Raw genomic sequence first — 18604 nt, forward strand, 5'->3', positions numbered from 1 at the left:
GGAAACACATGGTCACGCCCAACAAGCCGGCTCCGCCGGCGAAGACGCCCGAGCAGATTGCGGAGCTCTCGCCACAGGATCGTCAGCAGTACTTCACCGACCAGGCGAACGCCGGCGTGCATGATCCCGGCCTCTTCGGCATGGTCGAGCGCATCGTCGCCCAGGCCAAGGCGAAGAACGACGCCGAACGCGTCGGCAACGAGAACGTCAAGGACCTGCAGAACCAGGACGTCGAGTACATCAAGGGACTCGACCCGTCCGACGCCGACTACATGGGCCACGAACACGAGCAGCTGAAGGCGTTCCTGGACACGAACCTCGACCCGAATCAGGTCACTGACGTCTCCAACGCCTATCACGAGCTGCATGTCGCGTTCGACGGCTTCGGCACGGCGATGAACGAGGCCGTCAACAAGTCCAAGGGCGAGTGGGAAGGCGACGCGGCCGGCAACGCGCAGGGCTACTTCACCAGCCTCGGCAAGTGGGCGGACGCGAACTCGGTCAACGCCAAGCTCGCCTCGGAGACGATCTACGACCAGCAGACGGCGGCGTCCAGCGCGAAAAACTCGATGCCAGAGGTCGTCAAGTTCGACATGACGGACGAGATGGCGAAATGGGGCCAGGCCAAGGATCCGCTGTCCTTCGCCGACGCCATCCAGAACACCTACCAGACCTACCAAGCGAGCAACAAGGCCCACGAAGAGGCCGCCGGGGTCATGTCGCAGTACGACAAGACGCTGTACTCGGCCGCGTCCAAGCAGCCCGCGTTCGCTCCGCCGCCGCAGTTCGGCCAGGGCGAGGTCGGCACGCTGACCCCACCGGGCAAGACCGAACCTTCCGGGACCGGCAAGGGCACCGGGGACGGCAACTCGAGCTCGAACAACCTCACCGGTGGCAGCTCCAGCCTGCCAGGCGGCGTTGGCAGCAGCACTGGCGGTGGCGGCACCAACCTGCCGCCGGGGTCGCACCCGCTGCAGCCGGGCGGTCCGAGCACCGGCTCCGGTACCTTGCCGGGCTTCACGGCTCCTTCGGGCTTCCAGCAGTCCAACCTGCCCCCGGCCAACTCCAATAACAACTCGAACGCGAATACCGGCATGGGCGGTATGGGCGCGATGCCGATGGGCGGCATGGGTATGGGTGGCGGCATGGGCGGCGACTCCGAGTACAACAGCAAGACCGGCCGCGGTGGCGGCGGTGGCTTCGGCCCCGGTGGCGGCGGCAGCGGTTCGGGCTCGACGCCGGGTTCGGGCAACAGCTCCGGAGCGCGTGCGGGTGGCGTCGGTGCGGCTGAGGCGGCCGCGGGACGTGGCATCGGTGGCGGTTCCAGCATGGGTGGCCGCGGTTCCGGCATGGGCGGTATGGGCAGGCCCGGCGGCGGCAAGGCCGAGGGCGAAGAAGACCTCGAGCACCAGCGGCCCGACTACCTCGTCGAGGGCGACCCCGACGAGTTCTTCGGCACCGACATGCGCACCGCGCCCCCGGTCATCGGGGAGTAGCGCTTACAACGTGAAATGAACGGACCTTTCATCTCGAAATTCGAGATGAAAGGTCCGTTCATTTCACGTTTTTGACCGAGCCGAGCGCTCAGAAGCGGAAGAACTTCTCCTTGCGGCCCTGCCGCACCAGCTTCAGCCAGGACAGAAAAGCCTTCGGATCCCGCTTCACGCCGACGAAGTACAGCCCGAACCGCACGACCTCGAGCGCGCCGATCTTGCGCATTCCCGGCTGGGACAACAGATAGCCGCGGTTGCGGTAGGTGTAGTACCGCTTGACCTCGTTCTCCGGGTCCTGCGCGTGGAACCGGCCGCCGAGCATCGGCTTGAACTCGTCCGAGCCGTCGGGGTGCAGGTACGTGGTCTTGAGCGAGGTGCCGAACGGCAGCCCGGAGCGGACCAGGCGGCGGTGCAGCTCGACCTCGTCGCCGCGGAAGAACAGCCGGAGGTCCGGCACGCCGACAACGTCCAAAGTGGACGCCCGGAACAGCGCGCCGTTCATCAGCGAAGCGATACCGGGCAGGAAGTCCGTGCCCAGCTCCGACGAAGACCGCTTCCAGGTCAGGCCGCGCCGGAGCGGGAAGGCCAGCTTCGTCGGAGCGTCGATGTTCGCGACCACCGGCGAAATCTCGGCGAGGCCACGCTTCTCGGCTTCTTCGAGCAGGATCGCCAAGACGTTCTCGTCGGCGGGCCTGCCGTCGTCGTCCGCGAGCCAGACCCACTCCGCGCCCAGCGAGAGGGCGTGCAGCATGCCGAGCGCGAACCCGCCCGCGCCACCGAGGTTCCGGTGCGAGGGCAGGTACGTGAACGGCAGCGGGTAGCTCTCGACGACGTCGCGCGCGGACTGGTCCGGCCCGTTGTCGACCACGACGAGGTGGTCGACCGGGCGGGTCTGCGCCGCGATGATCTTCAGCGAGTCCGCGAGCAGGTCACGCCGGTGCCTCGTGACGACGACACCGACGACAGCCCCCTCTGGCAGCTGCTGGACCTCGGCCGCCATCACTCGCCGCCGTTGGTAGCCGACGTCGAGAGGCCAAGCCGTTCCAGCATGTCCTCGCTCATGTTCTCGAAGGGGTCCTGACCCTTGTAGCCGGTGAGGACCTCACGCAGCGAACCCTGCTGCTTGACGCCACCCTCGTCCATCCAGATCGCCGAGTCGCACAGCTCGAACAGCATCTCGTCCGAGTGGCTGGCGAAGACCAGCAGCCCGGAGCGCTTCACGAGGTCCTTGAGCCGGTCGCGGGCCTTGTTGAGGAACGCCGCGTCCACCGCCCCGATGCCCTCGTCGAGCAGCAGGATCTCCGGGTCGATCGAGGTGACGACGCCGAGCGCGAGCCGGACCCGCATACCGGTGGAGTAGGTACGCAGCGGCATCGAGAGGTAGTCGCCGAGCTCGGTGAACTCGGCGATGTCGTCGACGCGCTTCTGCATCTGCTTGCGGCTCATGCCGAGGTAGAGACCGCGGATCATGATGTTCTCGTAGCCGGAGATCTCCTGGTCCATGCCGACCCCGAGGTCGAAGACCGGGGCGACCTTGCCGGAGATCCTGGCGGAGCCCCGGGTGGGCTCGTAGATCCCGGACAGCAGGCGCAGCAGCGTCGACTTGCCGGCGCCGTTGTGCCCGACGAGACCGATCCGGTCGCCGTCCTTGATCGAGAGGGTCACGTCGTGCAGTGCCTCGATGATGGGCACTTTGCTTTCGGTGCCGATCTTCCCGCCGACCTTGCCGAGCACGCGCTTCTTCAGCGAGCGGGTCTTGGCGTCGAAAATCGGAAAATCGACCGAAGCGTTCCAGACATCAATGCTGACCACGAGTCACACCCAATACGAGACGCGGGAACGGTAGTTACGCATAACCACCAGGGCGATGAGCCAACCGACAATGGCGATTCCACCGGCGACAACCCAGTGGTGCCAGCTGTTCTGGGCTCCGATCAGCGGCGCGCGCACGATCTGCACGAAGTGGTAGAGCGGGTTCAGTTCGGCGACCCAGCCACGCCAGCTCGCCGCGTTCTCGAACTTCTTGGTGAGAATGTCGGTGGACCAGACGATCGGCGTCATGAAGAACGCCAGGCTGATCAGGCTCGCGATCACCTGCGGGATGTCCCGGAACCGGGTCGAGATGATGCCGAACAGCAGTGTCACCCAACCGGCGTTGATCGCCAGCAGGACGAACCCGGGTATCGCGAGCAACGCGCCCCAGCTGAGCCCCGGCTGCGGAGTGCCGCCTTCGGTGATGACGTACCCGGATTTGCTGATACCGCCCCAGAAGACGATCAACATGATGAAGTAGATGATCATGTTGTGCGCGAACATCAGCGTCTGCCGCCACACGGTCCGGAACACGTAGACCGAGATCGGCGCCGGAAGGTGCTTGATCAGACCTTCGTTCGCGATGAAGGTGTCCGCGCCCTCCGTGACACAGCCGTTGATGAAGTTCCAGACGATGAAGCCGACGGTGATGTACGGCAGGAACGTCTTGATCGGCGAGTCGAACAGCTGGGAGTACAGCAGGCCCAAGCCGATCGCGGTGATGCCCATGCTCAGGGTCAGCCAGAACGGGCCGATCACCGAGCGTCGATAGCGCTGCTTGATGTCCTGCCAGCCGAGGTGGAGCCAGAGCTCGCGGTTGTTGAAGCCGTCACGGAGGTCGGTGAACGCACGCGCGAATGTCTTGCTGTCCGATACGGCCGGTGGTGGCGCCGAGACGGTTGCAGGTTCGCTGTCGGTTGCGTGGACCGTGCTGGTGGCATGCACGTGATGGAGGGTACCCACCTGGTTGTGGCGTCTTGGTTGACCCCATGGCAGAGCTAGATTCTTGAGACTTGCAGGGTGCGGGTTTTCGCGGCTTAGAGGTACTGCCCGGTGCCCGATACGCCCGGCGTGTGCGGGTCGACGAGACCGGACTGGCCCGCGGGCAGGCCGCGTCGCATCTGCTCCAGCTGTGCCCGTGCTTCCATCTGCTGGGTGATCAGCACGGTCTGGATGCCGTGGAACAGCCCTTCTAGCCAGCCGACGAGCTGTGCCTGCGCGATGCGCAGCTCGGCGTCCGAGGGAGTGCTGTCCTCGGTGAACGGCCGGATGAGCCGTTCGAGCTCGTCCCGCAGCTCGGGGGCGAGTGCCTTCTCGAGTTCGCGGATCGACGTCTCGTGGATGTCGCGGACCCGGTTGCGGCTCGCGTCGTCGAGCGGCGCGGCGCGCACCTCCTCAAGGAGCTGCTTGGTCATCGTGCCGATCCGCATGACCTTGGCCGGCTCTTCGACCAGATCGGCGACCGACGCGTGCTGCTCGGCTTCGGCACTGTCCATCGCGGATTCGAGGCGCCCGTTACCGACCGGAGAGCCGTCCGGGCCAACTACCACCACGTGGGGTGACGTATCGTTGTTCAAGTCACTGCCTGTGCTTGTTTCGAAGGAGTTCGGCTCGGTCATGTGCCCCATCCTGGCCTAGTTCCGGTCCTCGTCGCATCTTGCTTTGCGACGCCTGTATCCGAGCGTAGCCGGAACGGTCGCGCGGCGTGATAACCAGGCCAACCCCGATCACATCGCGAAACCAAGCCTCCGTACGGTGTCTCCATGGCGTTCGACGTCGCTCGTATCCGTGGGTTGTTTCCCGCGCTGGGTGACGGCTGGATTCACTTCGATGGCGCTGCCGGAATGTTGGTTCCCGAGCAGGTCGCGTCCGCTGTTTCGACGGCGATGCGGGCTCCGGTCTCCGGGCCAGGTGGGGCGTTTCCGGCCTCGCAGCGTGCGGAAAGCATCGTCAACGCGGCCAGAAGGGCAGTGGCCGACCTTGTCGGTGCCGACCCTGCCGCTGTCGTGCTCGGACCCAACGCTCCCGTGCTGGTCAGGCGCCTCGTCGACTCGATGTCCGAGCGCTGGACCATCGGCGACGAGGTGGTCGTCTCACGCCTCGACGAGCAGGCGAACATGGCGCCGTGGCAGCGCGCGGCCAAGCGGGTCGGCGCGGTCCTCCGCTGGGGCGAGATCGACATCGAGACCTGCGAACTGCCCGCTTGGCAGTACGAGAACCTGGTGTCCGCGCGGACCAAGGCGGTGGCCGTCACGGCTGCTTCGGGTTCGGTCGGCACGCGTCCGGACGTGCCGACGGTCGTCGAGTTCGCGAAGCGCGTCGGGGCGATGGTGATCGTCGACGCGACCTACGCCGCGCCGTTCGTCCCGCTCGACCTTCCCTCGCTCGGCGCGGATGTGATGGTGCTCTCGGCGCAGGCCTGGGGCGGCCCGTCGGTCGGCGCACTGGTTTTCCGCGATCCCGAGATGCTCGAACGGTTACCGTCCGTGTCGCTCGACCCGAACGCGCGAGGCGCCGCCCGTCTCGAACTCGGGCCGCACGCGTATCCGCTGCTGGCCGGGCTCGTCGCTTCGGTCGACTACCTAGCGGGTCTCGACGACGCCGCCACGGGCTCGCGGCGTGAGCGGCTGACGACGTCGCTCGGCTCGGCGAAGTCGTACCACGCGGGCCTGCTCGCGCAGCTGTCCACGGAACTGCGATCGCTGCGGCACGTGATGGTGATCGGCGACGCGATGCGGCGCATCCCGTCGCTGGCGTTCACCGTCGCCGACAAGAAAGCCCCTGAGGTCGCCGAGTACCTGGCGTCTCAGGGGCTGTGCGCGTTCGCCGACGACGGCACGAGCGGGGTGTTCGCGTCGCTGGGTGTCGGCGAGGTCGGCGGGGTGGTCCGGATCGGGCTGGCCCACTACTCGAACGTGTTCGAGGTGAACCAGCTCGTCCGGGTTCTGGAAGAGTTGCGTTAGTTCTTCGCCGCCAGCAGGACCTTGCCGAAGACAGTGCCCTCTTCGAGTGCCTGGTGCGCTGACGCGGCTTCCGCCATCGGCACGATCTGACCGATGATCGGCTTGACCGAACCGTCCTCCACCAACGGCCACAGCCGCTCGCGCACGTCCGCGACGATCTCGGCCTTCTCCTCGAGCGGCCGTCCGCGCAGCCCCGCCGCGAACACGCTCGCCCGCTTGACCAGCAGCTTGCCGAGGTTCAGCTCGCCCTTGACCCCGCCCTGCATCCCGATGATCACCAGGCGCCCGCCGATGGCCAGCGCGTCGATGTTCTTGCCGAGATAGGCCGCGCCCATGTTGTCGAGGATGACGTCGGCGCCCTTGGTCACCTTCTTGAGCTCTTCGACGAAGTCCTGGTCGCGATAGTTGATGGTGATGTCCGCGCCGAGCTGGCGGCAGCTTTCCAGCCGCTCCGCCGAACCCGCGGTGACCGCGACCGTCGCTCCGAGTGCTTTGCCGACCTGGATCGCGTGCGTACCGATACCGCCCGCGCCGCCGTGGACGAGCAGGACATCGCCCTCGCCGAGCTTGCCGTGCATGACGACATTGGCCCAGACCGTGCAGGCGACTTCGGGCAGCGCGGCGGCGGTGATCAGGTCCACTTCGGACGGGACCGGCAACAGCTGTCCGGCTGGGATCGAGGCCTTTTCGGCGTAGCCACCGCCCGCGAGCAACGCGCAGATCTCGTCGCCGACCTGCCAACCCTCGACGCCTTCGCCGAGTTCGATGATCGTTCCCGAGCATTCGAGGCCGATGATGTCGCTCGCTCCGGGAGGCGGCGGGTAGTAACCCTGGCGTTGAAGGAGGTCGGCTCTGTTCACCGCGCTGGCCGCCACCTCGACGAGCACTTCGCCGGCGCCGGGCGTCGGATCCGGCACCTCCGTCCACTCGAGGGCTTCCGGTCCACCGGGCTCACGCACTGTGATCGCGTACATATTCTGACCCTATCCCGAAAGTCTTCAACTACACCGAATACCTCATTGACGTATTCGTGGAAACGCATAAAAGTGAGCAACCATGTCAACTGGGAGAAAACGACTCGTTATCGCCGCCGTCGCGTGTGCCGGGCTGACGCTTGCCACCATGCCGGCCGCGACAGCCGCCCCGGCCGCCAAGGCCGACGGCACCGCCCTCGCCAAGCAGCTCGTCAAGAAGGTCGACATCGGGGGCATCAACCGCCACCTGATCGCGCTGCAGCGCCTCGCCGACGCCAACGGCGGCACGCGCGCGGCCAGTACCGAAGGGCACCGGCAGTCCGCGGAGTACATCGCGGGCAAGCTGACGGCCGCCGGCTACGCGGTCAGCCGCCAGGAGTTCCCGTTCACCTACGCCGAGACGATCGAGCAGAAGCTCACCGTCGCCGGCGCGAACGTCCCGATCATCGTCATGTCGTACAGCCCGTCGACGCCCGCTGGGGGCATCACCGCGCCGCTCGCCGTCATCCCGGTCGACGCGACGCCCGGTTGTGAAGCCGCCGACTTCGGCGACGTCACCGGCAAGATCGCACTGATCCAGCGCGGTTCCTGCAGCTTCGCGCAGAAGCAGCAGGTCGCCGCCGCGGCCGGCGCCATCGGCGCGATCATCTACAACAACACCGACGGGGAACTCAACGGCACGCTCGGCGACCCGGCGTCGGCGAAGATCCCGACCGGCGGCATTTCGCAGGCCAACGGCAACGCGCTCGCCGCGCAGAACGGGGTGGCGGTCACGCTCGACCTGCGCTCGCTGCTGGAAGAGCGCAAGAGCTACAACGTCGTCGCGGAGACCAAGACCGGTCGTAAGGACAACGTCGTGATGCTCGGTGCCCACCTCGACAGCGTCACCGAAGGCCCGGGTATCAACGACAACGGCTCCGGCTCGGCGACCCTGCTCGAGAGCGCGTTGCAGCTCGGCGGCAGCCCGAAGGTCAACAACGCGGTCCGGTTCGGTTTCTGGAGCGCCGAGGAGTACGGCCTGGTCGGCTCGACCTACTACGTCAACTCGCTGCCGTTCGAGCAGCAGTTGGATATCGCGCTGTACCTGAACTTCGACATGCTCGGCTCGCCGAACGCGGCGTACTTCGCCTATGACGGCGACGACTCCGACGGTGTCGGCTCGGGTGCGGGCCCGTACGGCTCCGCGCAGATCGAGAAGACCTTCACCGACTACTTCGCTTCGCGCAGCATCCCGAGCGAGGGCACGGACTTCTCGGGACGTTCGGACTACGGCCAGTTCATCGCCGTCGGCATCCCCGCCGGTGGGCTGTTCACCGGTGCCGAGGGCGTCAAGACCGCGGCACAGGCAGCCAAGTGGGGCGGCCAGGCCGGCGTCGCTTACGACAAGTGCTACCACCAGGCTTGTGACAACCTCGGCAACGTCGACCGCGTCGCTCTCGACCGCAACGCGGACGCCGTCGCCTGGTCCCTTGGCGTCTACGCGACTAGCACCGAAGACGTCAACGGCGTCCCCGGTGGCAAGGCCGCGAAGGCCAAGAAGCAGCGCGCCGCGGAGCGCTCCGGCCAGCGGAGCTTCACCGCTTCCGTCGCCGGTGACGTACACGCGGCAGCTGTCTGATCCCCGAAAAAAAGTGGCATGAATGGACCTTTCATCTCGAACTGTAATTTCTACAGAGTGAGATGAAAGGTCCATACATTTCAGTTTTGGCTACCCAAGGCTCTTCGCGCCGAACGTGTCGCAGCGAGCGGGATCCCCGGTCTGGAACCCCGTGGTGAACCACTTCTCGCGCTGCTTCGACGTGCCGTGCGTGAACTGCGATTCGTTCACGCGCCCGCCGCCGAGCTTGGTCTGGATGTAGTCGTCACCGATGCGGGACGCGGTGTCGAGCGCCCGGCTGATGTCGTCCTGCGTGACCTCGGTGATCAGCGGCCGCCCGGATTCCGTCGGCGTCGTGGTGGCGTGGTTGGCCCACACGCCCGCGTAGCAGTCGGCCTGAAGTTCGAGGCGCACCGAGCCGGACGTCGGCCCGCTGCCGGTGCCCTTCGCGGAGGTACCCAGCAGGTTCTGGACGTGATGCCCGTACTCGTGGGCCAGGACGTAGGCCTCGGTGAACAGGCCGCCCTGCGCGCCGAACCGGGTCGTGAGCTCGTTGAAGAACGAGAGGTCGATGTAGACCTCGGAGTCGCCGGGGCAGTAGAACGGGCCGACGTCCGACGTCGCGTTGCCGCAGGCCGTGCGGACGTCGCCGTCGAAGAAGTTCGTCGTCGCCTTGCGGTAGGTCTGGCCGGACCGCGAGAACTGCCCGGCCCAGTAGTCCTGCACCGAGTTGACGATCGCGACGATCGCGCAGTCGTGGTTCTTGTTGGCGTCCGCGCCGGTCTTGCACTCGGCGGAAATCGAACTGTCACTGACCTGCTGGCCGGAGCCGATGCGGTCCAGCCCAGGGATGCTTCCCCCGGAAGCGCCGGTGGTCGGCAAGCCACCGAACTGAGAGAGCACAAAATAGATCACCAGGCCGACCACGCCGAGCCCGCCGCCACCCAGCGCGACCCGGCCGCCGATGCCACCGCCACCGCCATCGCGCATGTCCTGGACTTCGGACGTGTCGAGCCCCGCACCTTCGTCGAATCTCACGGGGCAAAGCGTATCGGGTAGGCACAAGAAACGCCTGGGTGCGGCCACCCGTCGGGGGCCGCACCCAGGATCTACCGAGGTTGTCAGTTGTACCGGCGATTGGCTGCTGCCGGGCCGGGCGCGCTGCGCTGCCGCCGTGGTCAAGAGGCCACAAGCGAAACAGGCTCGAACTACGCCGAATGCGCGAGAAAGATGTCGAGCGCACTACTCAGAACCCACGCTCGTGCTGTTCACAATCACGACCGAGTCGGATCAGTCCGCCCCAGTCGTGGGGACACAGCGGGCAGTCAACCGCGAAAACTCATCCGCCACAGAACCACCTACCCTCTCCCGGCTGGGGGCCTGACCGGCGATCCTTGCTGGCCGCCGCGCTCGGGTCCAACCATCCGATTCATCCACCATGCGCCTTTCGCGTCCGAGTCTCAACACTTTCGTTACGCCCCTTCGAGCTAAATTTCACGGTGTTGGAAAACGGCCACTTGGTGTAGGCAAATACGCCCGTTCCGTAGCCGACAGCCCGACGAACGGTCTATCGTCCGCTCGATGACAGCCACTACGCGCGGCAGCGATCAAGGCCCTACCCTGCGTGTCATGAGCGAGGAACGTCCGGTGCGGTGGCTGTCGGAGACAGAAGATGCCGCGTGGCGTAACTACATCGTCGCCACCCTCCGCCTCCGCCAGCGTCTACACCGCGAGTTGGTCGAGCAACACAACGTGACGCTCACCGACTACGAAGTCCTCGTCTGTATCGAAGCCGCGGGCAACCGCCTCCGCATGTCGGACCTCGCCACCGTGCTCGGCTCCACCAAGAGCCGCCTCTCCCACCAGATCGGCCGCATGGAAATCGCCGGCGCCGTCCACCGCGTCCGCGACCCGGAAGACAAACGCGGCGTCGTCGCCGAACTCACCGACGCCGGCAAGGCGCTCCTCGAACAAGCGGCCCCCAAGCACGTCGAAGGCGTCCGCGAACACCTCATCGACCTGCTGACCCCCGAGGAGCAGGCCGTCATCGGCCAGGCCTTCTCCCGAGTCCTCGAACACCTCACCGAGCTCGAGTCCTGACCCGTTAGGCTGATGCCCAGGGAAGCGTGACAGAGCGGCCGAATGTACTCGCCTTGAAAGCGAGCGTGGGGCGACCCACCGGGGGTTCAAATCCCTCCGCTTCCGCCATAGATGGACCTTCGGTTCGTTGTTCGAACCCAGCAGCGGGCGGCACGGAGTGCCTTGCCTGGGCAAGAGCGTGGTCTACGACGCGGTCCAGCAAATTGCTGACTCGCGCCGTAGCCGACCTGACCAGCGGAACGCCCGACAGGAAGCCCCTTCACTACCCCGGGCGACAAGCCGGGCGGCACTTTCTCACCAAAGTGCGAAGCTGGTTTGAAAGACCTCCCGGCAGGCCCGCAGAAATCCTCAGCCGACGCGTTCGATCTTGGCTCGGCGGATCAGGAACTTGCCCGGCTCACGGACGTTTTCGAACGCGGCGTTGTTCAGGATTACGCAGCTGCCGGACGTCGAGGTCACCGCGACCGTGGTGGCCTTGTTGTTGTCCAGGTTCGTCACCTTCAGCTTGGTGCCCAAGGGGAACTGGTTGCTCGCAGCGCCCGGTGCGGCGTCTTCGTTGAACAGCGTCACCGTCGAACCGGCGCAGACCACGTCACCGCCGGTCGCGGGTTGTCCGGCCGCCGGGGCGGCGGGCTTGGCCGGGGCGGGTGCGGCGGGTGCGGCGACGACTGGCGCGCCAACCGGGCCGACGGCGGCAGTGCAGCCGGCGACGGCTCTGCGTTGCTGGATCAGGTTCACCACGTCTTGCCGGTTCGCGATTCTCGCTGTCGAGAGGGCGTCCGGGGTTCGCTGCTGGTCGGCGATGAAGCTCAGGTTGTTCTGCAGCGCGGTGTCCAGGCCCTGGCAGGACTCGGCGGCTTGGCTGTCGCTCGCGCCCGGGTTCAGTGCGACGACGCCGACGGCGATGCCGGCGGCCGCGAGGATGCCGGCCATGCCGAGCATGGTGCGCTTGCGGTGCCGGCCTTTGCTCGAACTGGACATGTGCCACTCCTTGGGGATCTTTCCTGCTATGTACCAAGGAGTACGGTTCGGCTACGAAACCAGTTCAATTCTTTTTCGGGCTTGACAGACGTGTCCCGAACGGCACAGAAAAGTTGTCCACAGGTGGGGACAGCCTGGGGGTAAGTCGAACAAGTGTTCGCCGGATCAGGCTTCCGGCAGGGTGACCCGTCGCTGCTCGGACCGCACGGCCACGACGTCGCCGCTGGTCAGCTGGCGTCCGCGGCGGAATTCGAGTTCACCGTTGACGGTCACCTCATCGGCTTCCAGTAGTTCCTTCGCCGTCGATCCGTCGTCGGCGAGACCTGCCAGCTTGAGGAACTGGCCGAGGCGGATCGGCTCACCGGTGATGGGGACGTCGACGATCGGTTGGCTCTGCATCGGGACATCATCCGCCATCTCTCACCTCAGTGCGTTTCCGAGGTACTGGCGCGGTACAGCGCCTCGATGTCGGTGTCGAAGTAGCTGCTGTACGAGACGTCGGCGTCGTCGCCGCCGAGCTGGTAGCCACCGATCACGCCGACGACGGTGCCGAGGGTCGTGTCCGGGGCCGCGTCGACAACCCACGGGCCGCCGCTGGTGCCGTCGGGGAAGCCGTCGCAGGCGATGCGCAGCTGGTACTCGGACTGCTGGGTGGTGCTGTTGCGGCAGACCACCGGCGAATCGGCTTCGTCGGGGTAGCCGGTCAATGTCACGTCGTTGGTGAAGCCGGGGTCGACGCCGAGCTGGTTGGCGCCGGTGACGCTTTCGATCGAATTCGGGTTGCCGTCCTGCCGCACGGTCACGAAGCCGACGTCGAGGTCCGGGTCGGAGTCGTCGATCCAGCCGGGCGCCACCAGCGAGCTGGTCACGGTCCACATGCCGTAGGGCGCGGTGCCGTCGTGGTAACCGGGGGCGAAGGTCAGGTCGCTGAGGTAGTTGCCGCCGAAGCCTTCGTGGATGCAGTGCGCCGCGGTGATGACCTCGTTCCCGGCGGAGCTGTGCACGACGCTGCCGGAGCAGAAGTGGCCGTCGCCGTCGAACAATGCGCCGACGGCGGGTTCACCGGCGGGCGTGGTTTCGATCGGGGTGCCGCCGGCCGCCTCGTGGGGGACACCGCAGGCGAAGGTCAGCGCGGCGCAGAGGGTGACAACGGAGGCCGCTCGCAGGTAGTTGATCGCAGGCTCCTTCCGGCCGTAGCCATCAGATCATCACAGCGCGGCGCCGACGGCACCTTTTGCGATCGGATGCACAGCAAGCTCACAGTTCGTACGGGGTGAGCGCAACGCCTTGCGCGCGCAGGGTCGCGTCCAGGGAACCCCAGATCATGGTCGCCAAATGCGCTACGAAGGCTTCGCGGCTCACGGTCCTGGTCCGCATCCACCATTCCGTTGACGCGCCCACCGCGCCGACGACGGCGTACGCGCTCGGCTCGGCGACTTCGTCGTCCAGGTCGAGTGAGCGCAGGTACTCCTTGAGCATCGACGCGATGACGCCCGCGATCTCCTTGCCGTTTTCCATCAGCTCGATGTACTGGCTGCGCATCAGGAACCGGAAGACGTTCGGGTACTCGTCGACCGTGCTGACGTAGGCTTCGAGACCACGCTCGATGGTGACGCGCGGCGGATCGTCGCGCAGGTTCAGGGTGGGCAGCAGGCGTTGCCAGAGGATTTCGCCCATGCGCTCGGACACCGCGCCGTACAGGTCGGCCTTGTCCGCGAAGTGCCGGTAGATCTTGGGTTTCGCGACGCCGGCGACCGCGGCGATGTCGTCCATGCTGGCGTCCGGGCCGTGCTCGGCGAGCGCGCGGAAGGTCGCGTCGACGAACTCCTTGCGCAGCGCGAGCTTGTGTTCGCGCCAGCGTTCGGTGCGGGCATCGCTCTTCTGCCGGTTGACGCCTGCGGGCATGCCGAGCATAGTACCGGAAGTATCATGTACCACTGGTACCGGGTACTTTCGGTAGCACCTACCTGAAGGTGGCGCGTCGACGATGACCCGCGAGCAGACCGTCCGAAGACTGCTGAGCTCCTCGGCCGAAAGGTTCTACGACCCCGAGGTCGACATCGACTGGGACGCGCCGTGGGTGGACGGCATGCCGTTCGTCCCGGAGCACCGCGTGACGTTGTACGGCACCGGGCTCTGGCAGGACCTGACTCCGGAACAGCGCCTTGAGCTGGGCAAACACGAAGCCGTCAGCATGGTCAGTTACGGCATCTACGCCGAGGCCGCGCTCATGCACATCCTGCTCAGGTTGGTCACCGAAGGCGATCCCGCGACAGCACGCACCCGCTACACGCTGACCGAGATCGGCGACGAATGCCGCCATTCGACGATGTTCGCGCGGTTCATCGAGAAATCCGGCATCCGGGCGTACCGGCAGCCGCGGATCGCCGCGCGGGGGATGAAGTTCATCTCGCTGCTCCCCATCGGCCCCGCCAGTTACGGCCTGGCGCTGCTGATCGAGGAGATCCTCGACCGTGGCCAGCGCGAAACCATGCTCGACGAGAACGTCCAGCCGCATATGCGCATGCTGAACCGCATTCACGTGCTCGAAGAGGCTCGGCACATCTCGTTCGCGCGCACCGAGCTCGTTGCCAGCACCAAGAACCTGAACGCGGTCCAGTTGCTGATCAACCGGCTCGTGCTGGCCATCGCCGCGAACCTCGTGGCCTACATGCTGATCCACCCGCGCGTCTACATCTCGGTCGGCATCCGGCCGCGTGACGGACGTAAGGCGGCGCTCGACAATCCGCATTACCGTCAGACCATGGCCTTCATGGCCGAGAAACTGGTCAACTTCTTCGAGGAGTCCGGGATGCTCAAGGGACGGCTGATCAAGGCACTCTGGTACCGATCCCAGCTACTGCCGAAAGGCGGCCGACGTGGTTGAGCAGACCGGAGTGGTGATCGTCGGTTCCGGCTTTTCCGGACTGGGCATGGCGATCCAGCTGAAACGGGCCGGCCGTGACGACTTCGTCATCCTCGAGAAGGCCGGGGACGTCGGCGGCACCTGGCGGGACAACAGCTATCCCGGCTGCGCGTGCGATGTGCCGTCCCATATGTACTCGTACTCCTTCGAGCCCAAGTCCGACTGGACGAAGATGTATTCCCAGCAGCCCGAAATCTGGGACTACCTCAAGGCGCTCACCGAGAAGTACGGCTTGCGCAGCCATATCCGGTTCAACACCGAGGTCACTTCCTCCCGCTGGGACGAGGAAGAAAGCCGTTGGCACGTAGGCACTTCCACCGGCGAGCTGAGCGGGAAGTTCCTGGTCGCCGGAGTCGGCGCACTGCACATCCCCAACATTCCGGCGCTGCCCGGCATCGAGCGCTTCACTGGCCGGACCTTCCACTCCGCCCAGTGGGACCACGACTACGACCTCAAGGGCAAGCGGGTCGCCGTCATCGGCACCGGCGCGAGCGCGGTCCAGTTCATCCCCGAGATCGTCGACGACGTCGCCGCCCTGCACGTCTACCAGCGAACCCCGCCCTGGGTCCTGCCGCGGGCGAACAGCCCGATCAGCGAATCCAAGCGGAACGTCTTCAGCCGCGTGCCCCTGGTTCGCCGCGCCTACCGCAACACCATCTACTGGGTGGCGGAGTCGCTGGCCATCGGCATGAACGGGCACCCGGCGATCCTGAAAGCCGGCGAGTTCGTCGGCAAACGCCATATCCGCCGGCAGATCGCGGACCCGGTGCTGCGCAAGCAGGTCACCCCCGGCTACACCCTGGGCTGCAAACGTGTGCTCGGCTCGAACAAGTACTACCGCGCCTTGACTCGTGACCACGTCGACGTCATCACCGATAGCATCACCGAGGTCAAGGAAACCTCCATTGTGGACGCCAACGGTGTCGAGCGTGAAGTCGACGCGATCATCTACGGCACCGGCTTCCACGTGACGGACTCTTTCGATTACCTTGACATCAAGGGCCGCGAAGGCCGTGACCTGGCATCCCTCTGGCGAGACGAAGGCATCCAGACCCACCTTGGCATCACCGTCGCGGGCTTCCCGAACGCGTTCTTCCTGCTGGGCCCGAATACCGGCCTCGGCCACAACTCCGTGGTCTTCATGATCGAGTCGCAAATCCGTTACGCCCTGGACGCCATGCGCATGGTCGAGCGCCGCCACGCGAAGGCGTTCGAAGTCCGCGGCGAAGTACAAGCCGCCTTCAACGACGAGATCCAGCGCAAACTCGCGAACGGCGTCTGGACCACCGGCGGCTGCACGAGCTGGTATCTGGACTCCCAAGGTGTGAATCGGACCATCTGGCCCGGTTTCACCTGGCAATACTGGCTGCGAACCCGCAAAGTCGATCCGGCGGACTTCGTCCTCTTTGGCTCACGAACCCTCACCGGAGCAGAACGATGAAAACCTTCACCGACAAGGTCGCCGTGATCACCGGCGCCGGCTCTGGCATCGGCCGCGCATTGGCACTCGAACTGGCCGGGCGCGGCACCAAACTCGCACTGTCCGATGTAGACGAATCCCGCGTGACCGAGACCGCGGCCCGGTGCGAAAAGGCCGGCGCCGAAGCCCGCCCATATGTCTTGAATGTCGCGAATCGCCAAGCCGTCCTGGATCACGCTGACGAGGTCGCCCAAGACTTCGGCGGCGTGAACCTGGTCGTCAACAACGCGGGTGTCGCCTTGGCGGACAACGTCGAAGACATGACCTGGGAAGATCTCGACTGGGTCATGAACATCGACTTCTGGGGCGTGGTCCACGGTACGAAAGCTTTCCTGCCGCACCTGATCGACTCGGGTGACGGTCATATCGTGAACGTGTCGAGCGTCTTCGGGTTCATCGGCGTTCCCACCCAAAGCGCTTACAACGCGGCGAAGTTCGCTGTCCGTGGTTTCACCGAGGCGCTGCGTCAGGAGATGATCGCGGCCCGGCATCCGGTGAAGGTCAGTTGTGTCCATCCCGGTGGTATCAAGACGAACATCGCGCGTGATGCTCGCGGCTTGGGCTCCGCGGACAAGGAGAAGTCGGCGGCGAGTTTTGAGAAGCTCGCTCGTACTACTCCTGAGCAGGCCGCGAAGGTGATCGCTCGCGGGGTGGAGCGCAACAAGCCTCGGATTCTTATCGGGGCGGATGCTTATGTGCTGGATGCGATTCCGCGGTTGTTCGGGGCTCGGTATCAGCGGCCTCTCGCTTGGCTGGCTCGTCAGGGCCTGAAGCTGACCTAAACGAGGCTGGGAGTGGCTTGCCATCTGTCGACAGATGGCGATCACCGTGGCCGCACCGGCGCGTACGGAACGTCACCTGCCATTTCACTGAGCTGAACCCTGCTGGACGACTACGCTTACCGGATGGGTAAGCGATGACCAGCACCGAAGAGCGCGCCGAGCAGCGCCGCGAGGACATCGTGCCGGCGGCGTTCAAGGTGTTCCGCGAGCGGGGTTACCACGCCGCCGGGGCCGCCCGGTGATTTCGGTGTTCCGGCGGGCTGTGCACGAGTTGACGAACGTCGGCATCCTGGCGCGTGAAGGGGTGACGCGGGCGGTGCGGCCGGATCAGGCCGTCCGGATCGGTGTCGCCGCGCTGCGGTGGGGTGTCTCCCCGGCGACGGTGGCGGCCGCGGCGGCGATCCAGCACGGCGACCGCGCGGCACTCGTCGACGAGCGCGGCGCGTTGTCCTTTGTAGAGCTGGACGAACGCTCAGGTGCGCTGGCGGCTGGGTTGGCCGCGCACGACATCGGCGCCGGCAGCCGGGTCGCGATCCTGTGCCGCAACCACCGCGGTTTCGTCGACGCCTTGCTGGCGCTCGGAAAGCTGGGGGCGGACGCGTTGCTGCTGAACACGTCGAGCGCCGGTTCGCGGCTGGTCACCGTGCTGGCGAACGAAAACGCCACGGCGATCATCCACGACGAGGAGTTCGGGGAAGTCGTCGAGCAGGTCGCCATCCCGCGTTTCGTCGCGTGGCACGACAGGCCGGCGAGCGCGACGACGCTGGACGAGCTGATCGCGGGCGACTACCCGGCACACCTGGCGACGTCGTCGCGGGGTGGCGCGGTGGTGATTCTGTCCGCCGGCAAGGGGGCCGCCAGGGCGGTACCGCAGTCGCTCGACCCGGTCGTCGGACTCGTCGAGCGGATCCCGTTGCGCCGCAGGCGGTCCCACGTCGTCGCGGCGCCGCTGTGCCAAACCTGGGGGCTGAGCTTCCTGCTCTTGGGGCTTCAGCTCGGGGCGACCCAGATCTTCCGGCGCCGGTTCGACCCGGCTTCGGTGCTGCTGGATCTGGAGGCGCACCGGGCCGAGGTGCTCGTGCCGGTTCCGGTACTGCTTGAGCGCATTCTCGAGCTGCCGCTGGAAAGCCTGCGCAAGCACGACCTGTCCAGTTTGGAGGTTGTCGCGGCGGCCGGTTCGGCGTTGTCGGGCGATCTGGCGCTGGAGTGGATGACGCAGTTCGGGCACACGCTCTACAACATCTACGGCTCGACCGAGGCCGCGCTGGTGTCGATCGCCACCCCGGAAGACCTGCGTGCCGCCCCGGAAACCGCCGGACGGCCCGCTCGCGGCACCGTGGTGAAGCTGCTGGACGACAACGGGATGGAAGTCCCAACCGGACAGACCGGCCGCATCTTCGTCGCCAACGGCGGGCTGGTCGAGACCGGAGATACTGGCCATTTGGACACGAACGGCCGCCTTTTCGTGCAGGAGCCCGAAGTTTCGTGACACTTTC

Annotated in this window: 18 protein-coding genes and 1 tRNA gene; 9 read left to right on the plus strand and 10 right to left on the minus strand. The window is 66.1% G+C overall.

Features of this window, described 5'->3' with window-relative positions:
• The first annotated feature begins 8 nt into the window (after positions 1–8).
• Positions 9–1496 carry a hypothetical protein gene (locus tag VGP60_RS32015; protein ID WP_327551890.1) on the plus strand — a complete coding sequence of 496 codons (1488 nt, stop codon included), beginning with the start codon at positions 9–11 and terminating at the stop codon, positions 1494–1496.
• Positions 1497–1584: 88 nt separating this feature from the next.
• Here VGP60_RS32015 and VGP60_RS32020 read toward each other — a convergent pair whose 3' ends face one another.
• The 4 genes from VGP60_RS32020 to VGP60_RS32035 form a co-directional block, all read right to left on the minus strand.
• The gene (locus tag VGP60_RS32020; protein WP_327551891.1) at positions 1585–2493 is read right to left on the minus strand and encodes a glycosyltransferase family 2 protein; all 909 of its coding nucleotides are present in this window, start codon (positions 2491–2493) and stop codon (positions 1585–1587) included.
• Positions 2493–3305 (minus strand): ABC transporter ATP-binding protein, encoded by an 813-nt coding sequence (locus tag VGP60_RS32025; protein WP_327551892.1) that lies wholly within the window; start codon positions 3303–3305, stop codon positions 2493–2495. The genes VGP60_RS32020 and VGP60_RS32025 overlap by 1 nt, the downstream gene beginning before the upstream one ends.
• 3 nt (positions 3306–3308) lie before the next feature.
• Positions 3309–4250 (minus strand): ABC transporter permease, encoded by a 942-nt coding sequence (locus VGP60_RS32030; RefSeq protein WP_327551893.1) that lies wholly within the window; start codon positions 4248–4250, stop codon positions 3309–3311.
• Between the two features lie 92 nt (positions 4251–4342).
• Positions 4343–4933, minus strand: a complete 591-nt coding sequence (locus VGP60_RS32035; RefSeq protein WP_327551894.1) for a bacterial proteasome activator family protein — start codon at positions 4931–4933, stop codon at positions 4343–4345.
• Between the two features lie 135 nt (positions 4934–5068).
• Here VGP60_RS32035 and VGP60_RS32040 point away from each other — a divergent pair, with 135 nt between their 5' ends.
• The gene (locus tag VGP60_RS32040; protein ID WP_327551895.1) at positions 5069–6268 is read left to right on the plus strand and encodes a cysteine desulfurase-like protein; all 1200 of its coding nucleotides are present in this window, start codon (positions 5069–5071) and stop codon (positions 6266–6268) included.
• On the opposite strand, the gene VGP60_RS32045 is transcribed toward VGP60_RS32040, so the two are convergent.
• Positions 6265–7242 carry an NAD(P)H-quinone oxidoreductase gene (locus tag VGP60_RS32045; RefSeq protein WP_327551896.1) on the minus strand — a complete coding sequence of 326 codons (978 nt, stop codon included), beginning with the start codon at positions 7240–7242 and terminating at the stop codon, positions 6265–6267. The two genes, VGP60_RS32040 and VGP60_RS32045, sit on opposite strands and share 4 nt — an antisense overlap.
• A gap of 82 nt (positions 7243–7324) precedes the next feature.
• On the opposite strand from VGP60_RS32045, the gene VGP60_RS32050 reads away from it, so the two are divergent.
• Complete coding sequence (locus VGP60_RS32050) at positions 7325–8860, plus strand: M28 family metallopeptidase (RefSeq protein ID WP_327551897.1); 1536 nt, start codon at positions 7325–7327, stop codon at positions 8858–8860.
• A 90-nt stretch (positions 8861–8950) separates the two neighbouring features.
• Here the strand turns inward: VGP60_RS32050 and ypfJ are convergent, their stop codons facing one another.
• Positions 8951–9877, minus strand: a complete 927-nt coding sequence (gene ypfJ / locus VGP60_RS32055) for a neutral zinc metallopeptidase (protein WP_327551898.1) — start codon at positions 9875–9877, stop codon at positions 8951–8953.
• A gap of 591 nt (positions 9878–10468) precedes the next feature.
• On the opposite strand from ypfJ, the gene VGP60_RS32060 reads away from it, so the two are divergent.
• Together VGP60_RS32060 and VGP60_RS32065 are read left to right on the plus strand one after the other, a co-directional pair.
• A complete protein-coding gene (locus VGP60_RS32060) occupies positions 10469–10939 on the plus strand; it encodes a MarR family transcriptional regulator (RefSeq protein ID WP_327551899.1) in 471 nt (156 codons plus the stop codon).
• A gap of 20 nt (positions 10940–10959) precedes the next feature.
• Positions 10960–11047: transfer RNA gene (locus VGP60_RS32065), tRNA-Ser, on the plus strand.
• Between the two features lie 240 nt (positions 11048–11287).
• Here VGP60_RS32065 and VGP60_RS32070 read toward each other — a convergent pair.
• The 4 genes from VGP60_RS32070 to VGP60_RS32085 form a co-directional block, all read right to left on the minus strand.
• On the minus strand, positions 11288–11920 hold the full coding sequence (locus VGP60_RS32070; protein WP_327551900.1) for a hypothetical protein: 633 nt from the start codon (positions 11918–11920) through the stop codon (positions 11288–11290).
• Positions 11921–12085: 165 nt separating this feature from the next.
• Positions 12086–12319 carry an RNA-binding S4 domain-containing protein gene (locus tag VGP60_RS32075; protein ID WP_327551901.1) on the minus strand — a complete coding sequence of 78 codons (234 nt, stop codon included), beginning with the start codon at positions 12317–12319 and terminating at the stop codon, positions 12086–12088.
• Positions 12320–12345: 26 nt separating this feature from the next.
• On the minus strand, positions 12346–13095 hold the full coding sequence (locus VGP60_RS32080) for a trypsin-like serine peptidase (protein WP_327551919.1): 750 nt from the start codon (positions 13093–13095) through the stop codon (positions 12346–12348).
• Positions 13096–13177: 82 nt separating this feature from the next.
• On the minus strand, positions 13178–13825 hold the full coding sequence (locus tag VGP60_RS32085) for a TetR/AcrR family transcriptional regulator (protein WP_327551902.1): 648 nt from the start codon (positions 13823–13825) through the stop codon (positions 13178–13180).
• Between the two features lie 82 nt (positions 13826–13907).
• Here VGP60_RS32085 and VGP60_RS32090 point away from each other — a divergent pair, with 82 nt between their 5' ends.
• The 4 genes from VGP60_RS32090 to VGP60_RS32105 all read left to right on the plus strand — a co-directional run bounded on the left by VGP60_RS32090 (position 13908) and on the right by VGP60_RS32105 (position 18597).
• On the plus strand, positions 13908–14807 hold the full coding sequence (locus VGP60_RS32090; protein ID WP_327551903.1) for a diiron oxygenase: 900 nt from the start codon (positions 13908–13910) through the stop codon (positions 14805–14807).
• Positions 14800–16287, plus strand: coding sequence for an NAD(P)/FAD-dependent oxidoreductase (locus VGP60_RS32095; RefSeq protein ID WP_327551904.1), 1488 nt, complete (start codon positions 14800–14802; stop codon positions 16285–16287). The genes VGP60_RS32090 and VGP60_RS32095 overlap by 8 nt, the downstream gene beginning before the upstream one ends.
• Positions 16284–17108, plus strand: a complete 825-nt coding sequence (locus VGP60_RS32100) for an SDR family oxidoreductase (protein WP_327551905.1) — start codon at positions 16284–16286, stop codon at positions 17106–17108. Before VGP60_RS32095 ends, VGP60_RS32100 begins: the two co-directional genes overlap by 4 nt.
• Before the next feature lie 247 nt (positions 17109–17355).
• Positions 17356–18597: an AMP-binding protein gene (locus tag VGP60_RS32105; RefSeq protein WP_327551906.1), complete on the plus strand. Its 1242-nt coding sequence runs from the start codon at positions 17356–17358 to the stop codon at positions 18595–18597.
• The last annotated feature ends 7 nt before the right edge of the window (positions 18598–18604 follow it).

Source organism: Amycolatopsis sp. (genome assembly GCF_036008905.1).
Classification (GTDB): Bacteria; Actinomycetota; Actinomycetes; order Mycobacteriales; family Pseudonocardiaceae; genus Amycolatopsis.

Coding starts and splice junctions, on each gene's coding strand:
- VGP60_RS32015 (WP_327551890.1), top strand. CDS start 9: ATGGTCACGCCCAACAAGCCGGCTCCGCCGGCGAAGACGCCCGAGCAG.
- VGP60_RS32020 (WP_327551891.1), bottom strand. CDS start 2,493: ATGGCGGCCGAGGTCCAGCAGCTGCCAGAGGGGGCTGTCGTCGGTGTC.
- VGP60_RS32035 (WP_327551894.1), bottom strand. CDS start 4,933: ATGGGGCACATGACCGAGCCGAACTCCTTCGAAACAAGCACAGGCAGT.
- VGP60_RS32040 (WP_327551895.1), top strand. CDS start 5,069: ATGGCGTTCGACGTCGCTCGTATCCGTGGGTTGTTTCCCGCGCTGGGT.
- VGP60_RS32045 (WP_327551896.1), bottom strand. CDS start 7,242: ATGTACGCGATCACAGTGCGTGAGCCCGGTGGACCGGAAGCCCTCGAG.
- VGP60_RS32050 (WP_327551897.1), top strand. CDS start 7,325: ATGTCAACTGGGAGAAAACGACTCGTTATCGCCGCCGTCGCGTGTGCC.
- VGP60_RS32060 (WP_327551899.1), top strand. CDS start 10,469: ATGAGCGAGGAACGTCCGGTGCGGTGGCTGTCGGAGACAGAAGATGCC.
- VGP60_RS32070 (WP_327551900.1), bottom strand. CDS start 11,920: ATGTCCAGTTCGAGCAAAGGCCGGCACCGCAAGCGCACCATGCTCGGC.
- VGP60_RS32075 (WP_327551901.1), bottom strand. CDS start 12,319: ATGCAGAGCCAACCGATCGTCGACGTCCCCATCACCGGTGAGCCGATC.
- VGP60_RS32085 (WP_327551902.1), bottom strand. CDS start 13,825: ATGCCCGCAGGCGTCAACCGGCAGAAGAGCGATGCCCGCACCGAACGC.
- VGP60_RS32090 (WP_327551903.1), top strand. CDS start 13,908: ATGACCCGCGAGCAGACCGTCCGAAGACTGCTGAGCTCCTCGGCCGAA.
- VGP60_RS32100 (WP_327551905.1), top strand. CDS start 16,284: ATGAAAACCTTCACCGACAAGGTCGCCGTGATCACCGGCGCCGGCTCT.